Below are 7,697 nucleotides of genomic sequence, written 5' to 3'. Positions count from 1 at the left end.
ACGGGCCCCGGCCGACCGGCCGCGGGATGACGCTTCCGACGGGCCCCGGCCGACCGGCCGCGGGATGACGCTTCCGACGGGCCCCGGCCGACCGGCCGCGGGATGACGCTTCCGACGGGCCCCGGCCGACCGGCCGCAGGGTGACGCGCTCGTGACAACCGTCACCGACCTGGTGCGGCGCGCCGCCTTCCCGGGGTGTCGTGTGCGGGGGTACAGCTACCTCATGACGGTCGACGGGGGACGCCTCCACACCACGTGGTGGCAGCAGATGCGTGAGTCGGTCGAGGGGGCGGACACCGAGCTGCGCCCCGAGGGGCTCACCGATGTGGTACCGGCCGGACTCGGCCCGGCGTACGCGAAGTTCAGCGACCTCTATCCCGAACAGCAGCTCCAGCTCCAGCTGTTGTACGGCGCCTCACAGCGGGCGTTCGAGCGCAACACGCGGGTCGCGGCGCGCGTCACGGTGGAGCGCGTGCTCGCCAACGCCCTGCGCGATCCGCGGATCGACGACGTCAAGCCGAACGAGCACCTCACCGAATACCTCGACGAGGAGATCGCCGACCTGCGCGGACGGCTCGCGCAGGACAGCGCGACCGCCGTCAGCCGGGGCCTGAACGTCGGTCTCACCCTCGGCTCCGCCGCCAGCCTGGTGCTGCTCACGGCGCCGCTGCTGTGGGGCGTCGATCTGCTGCGGGCGCTCGGCGTCACCCTCAACTGCACCAACCGCTGGCATCTGCTGGGCGCGTTCGTGTGCGGCGGGGTCGGCGCCTTCGGCGCCGTGCTCAGCGTGCTGGTCCGACTGCGCGGCAACGGGGAACAGTTGACCAGACGTCAGAACAGCTCGCGGGACGGGTTCGTCGTGCCGGGGCAGATGGCACGCGGTATGCGCCACGAGGGCGTGTACCGGGTGTGCGTCGGCTGGATCCTCGCGCTGGCCGTGTACTTCCTGCTCAGCGGCGGCCTGGTGCCCGTGTTCGAGGTGCCCGCCACCGCCGCCGAGATCTGCGCGGCCCCGGGCAGCCCCGGATCGGCCGCCAAGGGCACGGACTTCTGGGGCTTCTGGTGCGCCATCGGCTTCGTCGCGGGCTTCAACGAGCGGTGGGCCTTCGGCATCCTGGGCCGCGAGGCGACGCGGCGGCCGAAGGGTGCCTGACGATCAGGCACCGGCGGACACCAGCACCACCTCCAGCGTGCGCGGCCCGTGCACCCCCTCCACGCGGTCCAGCTCGATGTCACTGGTCGCCGAAGGGCCGGAGATCCAGGTCAACGGACGGGCGGGGTCGAGGCGTTCGAGGGCCTGCGGCACGGACGAGACCACCTGATCCGGAACCCGTACGACACAGATGTGATGGTCGGGCACGAGCGTGATCCGCCGTCGCCCCTGGTCGGGGGAGCCGTCGAGGACGATCGTGCCGGTCTCGGCGATGGCCACGGCACAGCCGGTGATCACGCTCTCCACCTGGTCCAGCTCGTGCGGAGTGCTGACCGCGCGGTCGTGGACCCGCGTGGCATCGGCGGCCGACATCCACCGCGGCGGCAGGCCCGGAGGAACGAGCACGGACCGCGAGCCACGCTCGGCGAGCAACCGCATGATCAGGTACGGCAGTTCCTCCGCGTCCGTCCGGTGCACGACCGCCTGATAGTCCGCCAGATTCTCCGCCAGCAGCTCCACCGTCTCCGCCGTACTCAGATCGCCGTGCTCGCGCAGATACCCGCGCTCGATCGGCGTGTCCTCACCGGGCGGCACGTCTGCCAGCGCGCGCCGCACTCGCCCCAGGACCCGTTCCCTGCTGCTCACTTGGCGCCGCCCTTTCCGCCGTGCGTACGCTGCCACCAGTCCCGGAACGGCTCCGACGGAACCGCGGGCAGGTCCCGGGTGCCGGTCCACGCCCTGCCGGGGCCGGGCAGGGTGCGCGGATGCAGGCGCCGGGTGCGCGAGGCGAGCCGCTGGCCGGCGCGCAGGGCGCCGGGGCGGGCCAGCGCCCAGCCCGCCGCCCGCATGGCCGCCCGCTCCGCCGCGTGCCCCTTGGCGGGCTTGAGTACGACCTTGTTGCCGCCCCGGATCACCTGCCCGCCCTGCACGACGCGTTCCCGCAGATGCACCAGCACCTCGGGGATGTCGATGGCGACCGGGCACACTTCGTAGCAGGCCCCGCACAAGGAGGACGCGTACGGCAGGGAGGCGTCGATCTCGCTTGCGGTGCCCCGGAGTTGAGGGCTGAGGATGGCGCCGATCGGGCCGGGGTAGACCGAGCCGTAGGCGTGGCCGCCCGCTCGCTCGTACACCGGGCACACGTTGAGGCAGGCCGAGCAGCGGATGCAGCGCAGGGCCTGGCGGCCGACCTCGTCGGCGAGGGTGTCGGTGCGGCCGTTGTCGAGGAGCACCAGGTGGAAGGCGCGCGGGCCGTCGCCGTCCGTGGTGCCGGTCCACATCGACGTGTACGGGTTCATGCGCTCGGCCGTGGAGGAGCGGGGGAGGGTCTGCAGGAACACCTCCAGGTCCTGCCAGGTGGGCACGACCTTCTCGATGCCGACGACCGAGATCAGCGTCTCGGGCAGGGTCAGGCACATGCGTCCGTTGCCCTCGGACTCCACCACGACCAGGGTGCCGGTCTCGGCCACCATGAAGTTGGCGCCGGAGATGCCGACCTTGGCGCGCAGGAACTTCTCCCGCAGGTGCAGCCGGGCCGCCTCGGCGAGTTCGGCGGGCGTGTCGGTCAGGCCCTCGGGGGCGGGGCGGCCCCACTCGCCCATCTCCGCGCGGAAGATGTCCCGGATCTCACCCCGGTTGCGGTGGATCGCCGGGACCAGGATGTGGGAGGGCCGGTCCTTGCCCAACTGCACGATCAGCTCGGCGAGATCGGTCTCGTAGGCGCGGATGCCCTCCGCTTCCAGGGCCTCGTTGAGTCCGATCTCCTGGGTGGCCATGGACTTGACCTTGACGACCTCCGTCTCCCCGGTCGCCTTGACCAGTTCGGCGACGATCCGGTTCGCCTCGTCCGCGTCGGCGGCCCAGTGCACGACCCCGCCCGCCGCGGTGACCGACTCCTCCAACTGCACGAGATAGCGGTCGAGATGACGGAGCGTGTGATCCTTGATCCGCGCACCCGCCTCCCGCAGCTCCGCCCAGTCCGACACCTCCGCCACGGCCTTGGCTCGCTTCGCGCGGATCGTGTGCGTGGCGTGCCGCAGATTGCCCCGCAGCGTCGCGTTGTGCACGGCCTCCCGTGCGGCCTCGGGGAAGGCCGGCATACCGACGAATGTCCCGCTCACAGAGCCGGTTCCTCCTCCGTGCTCGCCAGGATCTCGGCGATGTGCACCGGCCGCATACCGGTGCGCAGCCGGGCCATCGTGCCGCCGATGTGCGTCAGACAGGAGTTGTCGGCCGCGCACAGCACCTCCGCCCCCGTGGACTCGGCGTTGCGCACCTTGTCCGCGCCCATCGCCGCCGACACCTCGGCGTTCTTCACCGCGAAGGTCCCGCCGAAGCCGCAGCACTCGTCCGCGCCCGGCAACTCCACCAGCTCCAACCCCTGCACGGCCCGCAGGAGTCGCAGCGGCCGGTCACCCAGCCCGAGGCCGCGCAGGCCATGACATGTGGGGTGGTAGGTCACTTTGTGCGGGTAGTACGCGTCGACGTCCGTCACCCCCAGCACGTCCACCAGGAACTCCGTCAGCTCGTACGTCTTGGGCACCACGGGCGCGAGGGTGGCCGCGAGGGAGTCCCCGCGCCCCTCCGCCCGCGCCCGTTCACCCATCCGCGGATACAGCTCCCGCACCATCGCCCCGCAGGACCCCGACGGGGTGACGATCGCCTCGTACGCGCCGAAGACCTCGGAGAAATGCCGGGCCAGGGGCTCCGCGCCGTGCCGGTAGCCGGTGTTGTAGTGCGCCTGCCCGCAGCAGGTCTGCGCCATCGGGAAGTCGACCTCGACCCCCAGCCTGGTCAGCAGCTTCACCACGGCGCGGCCGGTGTCCGGATAGAGCGTGTCGTTCACGCAGGTCAGGAACAGGGCGACACGCATCGCGGCTCCCTCTCTTCGATCATCGGACGGTTGCAGGGTAGTGCGGGCCCACGGCCCCGGCGAGACCACTCACCGCCCGGCGAGCCGGGCCTCCGCCTCCCGCCACCGGTCGGCCCGGCCGCGCGGCTCGTAGCGGGTCAGTGGCTGGGTACGGGTGAGCAGGCGCCGCCCGTCGGCCAGGTCGCGCACCAGGCCGTGCGGCCGGGCCTGGACCAGGACGTTACCGAGTGCCGCGGCCTCCGTCGGGCCCGCCACCACCGGCAGCCCGCAGGCGTCGGCGGTGAGCTGGCAGAGCAGGGCGTTGCGGGTACCGCCGCCGACCACGTACACCACGTCCACCGGCCGGTCGGCGAGCCGCTGGGCGTCCGCGACGGCACGCCGGTGGGCCAGGGCGAGCGAGTCGAGGATGCACCGCGTGATCTCGGCGGGCGACTCGGGCACCGGCTGCCCCGAGGCGCGGCACGCCTCGGCGATCCGCTCCGGCATCCGGCCCGGCGCCAGGAACGCCGCGTCCCCCGCGTCCACCACCGACCTGAGCGCCCGCACCTTGGACGCCTGAAGCAGCAGCGCGCCCAGGTCGGGCTCGCCCCAGGCCCGTACGCACTCCTGGAGCAGCCACAGGCCCATGATGTTGCGCAGATACCGGACCGTGCCGTCCAGCCCCAGCTCATTGGTGAAGTTGGCGGCGCGGCTCTCCTTGGTCAGTACCGGCGCGTCCAGTTCGAGTCCGGCCAGCGACCAGGTGCCGGTGCAGATGTACGCGAACCGCTCACCGGCGGCGGCCGGGACCGCGGCCACCGCGGACGCCGTGTCGTGCGAACCGACGGCGGTCACGGGGACGGGCCCTGACAGCCCCGTCTCCTCCAGCACCTCGGGACGCAGGAACCCGGCCGCCTCGCCCGGCTGTCGCAGCGGTGCGAACAACTCCAGGTCGATGCCCAGCCGTTGGGCCAGGTCCGCCGCCCAGTCGCGGGTGCGGGGGTCGATGAGCTGGGTCGTCGAGGCGTTGGTCAGCTCCGTGCCCTGCTCACCGGTCAGCCAGTACGTCAGCAGGTCGGGGATCAGCAACAGCCGGTGCGCACCGGTGAGTCGCTCGGCCTTGAGCTGGTACAGGGTGTTGAAGGGCGCGTACTGCAACCCGGTCGCCGCGTACAGCTCCTCGGCGGGCACGCTCGCCCACACCTTCTCCGCCACACCCTCCGTACGGGTGTCGCGGTAGTGCACCGGATTGCCGAGCAGTGCCCCGTCGGCATCCAGCAGGCCGTAGTCCACGGCCCAGCTGTCGATGCCGACGGAGTCCACCTGACCCGCCGCGCGCAGTCCGTCCAGCACCCCCGCGTACAGCCGGAGGACATCCCAGCGCAGCCCTTCCGGCACGCGCACCGGACGGTTCGGGAACCGGTGTGCCTCGGCCAGTTCCAGGCTGTCCGGCCCGACCCGGCCGACCATGACCCGCCCGCTGGACGCGCCCAGGTCGACCGCGGCGTACGTCTTCACAGACCCGCTCACCGCAGGAAGGCGGCGGCGACGCCGGCGTCGACGGGGATGTGCAGCCCGGTGGTGTGGGTGAGATCGCCGCCGGTCAGGGCGAAGACGGCGGCCGCGACATGCTCGGGCAGCACCTCTCGCTTGAGGATGGTGCGCTGGGCGTAGAACTCGCCCAGCTTCTCCTCCTCCACCCCGTACACGGCCGCCCGCTGGGCACCCCAGCCACCGGCGAAGATGCCCGAACCGCGCACCACGCCGTCCGGGTTCACGCCGTTGACCCGGATCCCGTGCTCCCCCAACTCGGCTGCCAGCAGCCTCACTTGGTGAGCCTGGTCGGCCTTGGTCGCGGAGTAGGCGATGTTGTTCGGCCCGGCGAAGACGGCGTTCTTGGAGGCGATGTACACGATGTCCCCGCCCAGCTCCTGCGCGATCATCACCCGCGCCGCCTCCCGAGAGACCAGGAAGGAACCGCGCGCCATGATGTCGTGCTGCAGGTCCCAGTCGCGCGCCGAAGTCTCCAGCAGCGGCTTGGAGATGGAGATCCCCGCGTTGTTGACCACCAGGTCGACCCCGCCGAAGGCGAGCACGGCGGCCTTGAACGCGTCGGCGATCTGTTCCTCGTCGGTCACGTCGACGGTCACGGCCACAGCCTTGTCCGGCCCGCCCAACTCCTCGGCCACGGCTGCCGCGTTGTCCCCGTTGAGGTCGGCCACGACGACACAGGCCCCCTCGGCGGTCAGCCTGTGCGCGATGGCCTTGCCGATCCCGCTGCCCGCCCCCGTCACCAGCGCGACCCGCGTGGCGAGCGGCTTGGGCCTCGGCATCCGCTGGAGCTTGGCCTCCTCCAGCGCCCAGTACTCGATGCGGAACTTCTCCGACTCCTCGATGGGCGCGTACGTCGACACCGCCTCGGCGCCGCGCATCACGTTGATGGCGTTGATGTAGAACTCGCCCGCGACCCGCGCGGTCTGCTTGTCCTTGCCGAAGGAGAACATGCCCACGCCGGGAATCAGCACGATCGCCGGGTCGGCGCCGCGCATCGCGGGCGAGTCGGGCAGGGCGTGCCGCCTGTAGTAGGCGGCGTACTCCTCGCGGTACTCGGCGTGCAGCTCCTTCAGCCGGGCGATCGCTTCGTCGAGCGGAGCGGTCGGCGGCAGGTCGAGGACGAGCGGCCGGACCTTGGTGCGCAGGAAGTGGTCCGGGCAGGAGGTGCCGAGGGCCGCCAGCCGCGGGTGCTCGGCGCGCGCCAGGAAGTCCAGTACGACTTCGGCGTCGGTGAAGTGTCCGACCTGGGCCCGGTCCCGCGAGGCCAGGGCGCGTACGTACGGCGCGAGCGCGGCGGCCCGCTCCCTGCGCTCGCCCTCGCCGAGTGCCTCGTAGCCCTCGATGACGGGCCCGAAGGGCTCGGCCCTGCCCTTCTCCGCGAGGAACCGCTCGGCGGTGCGGATGATGTGCAGGGAGTTGCGCTCGCACTCCTCGGAGGTGTCGCCCCAGGCGGTGATGCCGTGCCCGCCGAGCACGCACCCGATGGCCTGCGGGTTGGCCGCCTTCACCGCCGCGATGTCCAGCCCCAGCTGGAACCCGGGCCGCCGCCACGGCACCCACACCACGGTGTCCCCGAAGCACTCGGCGGTCAGCTTCTCCCCGTCGGCGGCACAGGCGAGCGCGATGCCCGAGTCCGGGTGCAGATGATCGACGTGAGCGGCCTCGACCAGCCCGTGCATGGCGGTGTCGATGGAGGGCGCGGCACCGCCCTTCCCGTGCAGGCAGTAGTCGAACGCGGCGACCATCTCGTCCTCGCGGTCGACACCGGGGTAGACGTCGACCAGCGCCCGCATGCGGTCCAGGCGCAGTACCGCCAGTCCGCCCTCGGTGAGCGTGCCCAGGTCACCTCCCGACCCCTTGACCCACATCAGCTCCACATCGCTCCCCGTCACGGGGTCGGTGGCGGTGCCTTTGGCGGAGGCGTTGCCGCCGGCGTAGTTGGTGTTGCGGGGGTCGGAGCCGAGGCGGTGGGAGCGGGCGAGGAGGGCGGCGGCTTCGGGATGGGTTGACATAGTGAGGAGTTCCTTACGAAGAAGCGGTGAACCTGCTCAGGGGCGCGGGGCTGTGTGGATGTGCGACTCCGCCGCGCGGGCGCGACCGGCCACGACCGGCCCGCACCCCGCGACGGAATAGAAGCCG

The 7,697-nt window shown here is 72.1% G+C and carries 6 protein-coding genes; 1 reads left to right on the top strand and 5 read right to left on the bottom strand.

Annotation, left to right across the window (positions count from 1 at the left end):
- Positions 1 to 151 precede the first annotated feature (151 nt).
- Positions 152 to 1,153: a hypothetical protein gene (locus tag ACZ7L7_RS26820; RefSeq protein ID WP_471592197.1), complete on the top strand. Its 1,002-nt coding sequence runs from the start codon at positions 152 to 154 to the stop codon at positions 1,151 to 1,153.
- A 3-nt stretch (positions 1,154 to 1,156) separates the two neighbouring features.
- Here the strand turns inward: ACZ7L7_RS26820 and ACZ7L7_RS26815 are convergent, their stop codons facing one another.
- The 5 genes from ACZ7L7_RS26815 to ACZ7L7_RS26795 all read right to left on the bottom strand — a co-directional run bounded on the left by ACZ7L7_RS26815 (position 1,157) and on the right by ACZ7L7_RS26795 (position 7,570).
- Positions 1,157 to 1,798, bottom strand: a complete 642-nt coding sequence (locus ACZ7L7_RS26815) for a LutC/YkgG family protein (protein WP_471592198.1) — start codon at positions 1,796 to 1,798, stop codon at positions 1,157 to 1,159.
- Complete coding sequence (locus tag ACZ7L7_RS26810) at positions 1,795 to 3,273, bottom strand: LutB/LldF family L-lactate oxidation iron-sulfur protein (protein WP_285511969.1); 1,479 nt, start codon at positions 3,271 to 3,273, stop codon at positions 1,795 to 1,797. Before ACZ7L7_RS26810 ends, ACZ7L7_RS26815 begins: the two co-directional genes overlap by 4 nt.
- On the bottom strand, positions 3,270 to 4,025 hold the full coding sequence (locus tag ACZ7L7_RS26805) for a (Fe-S)-binding protein (protein ID WP_453604632.1): 756 nt from the start codon (positions 4,023 to 4,025) through the stop codon (positions 3,270 to 3,272). The genes ACZ7L7_RS26810 and ACZ7L7_RS26805 overlap by 4 nt, the downstream gene beginning before the upstream one ends.
- Before the next feature lie 69 nt (positions 4,026 to 4,094).
- A complete protein-coding gene (locus ACZ7L7_RS26800; protein ID WP_472077538.1) occupies positions 4,095 to 5,522 on the bottom strand; it encodes a rhamnulokinase in 1,428 nt (475 codons plus the stop codon).
- A gap of 8 nt (positions 5,523 to 5,530) precedes the next feature.
- Entirely contained in the window at positions 5,531 to 7,570 is a 2,040-nt protein-coding gene (locus ACZ7L7_RS26795; RefSeq protein WP_472077493.1) for a bifunctional aldolase/short-chain dehydrogenase, read from the bottom strand.
- Positions 7,571 to 7,697: the final 127 nt, after the last annotated feature.

Source organism: Streptomyces sp. NPDC110618, assembly GCF_055657065.1.
Note: the sequence above shows the minus strand (reverse complement) of the source record. Positions and strands in the feature narration are given on the sequence as shown.

What these genes read in the sequence shown, in the direction of transcription:
- ACZ7L7_RS26805 (WP_453604632.1), bottom strand. Translation starts at nt 4,025, where the DNA reads ATGCGTGTCGCCCTGTTCCTGACCTGCGTGAACGACACGCTCTATCCG.
- ACZ7L7_RS26795 (WP_472077493.1), bottom strand. Translation starts at nt 7,570, where the DNA reads ATGTCAACCCATCCCGAAGCCGCCGCCCTCCTCGCCCGCTCCCACCGC.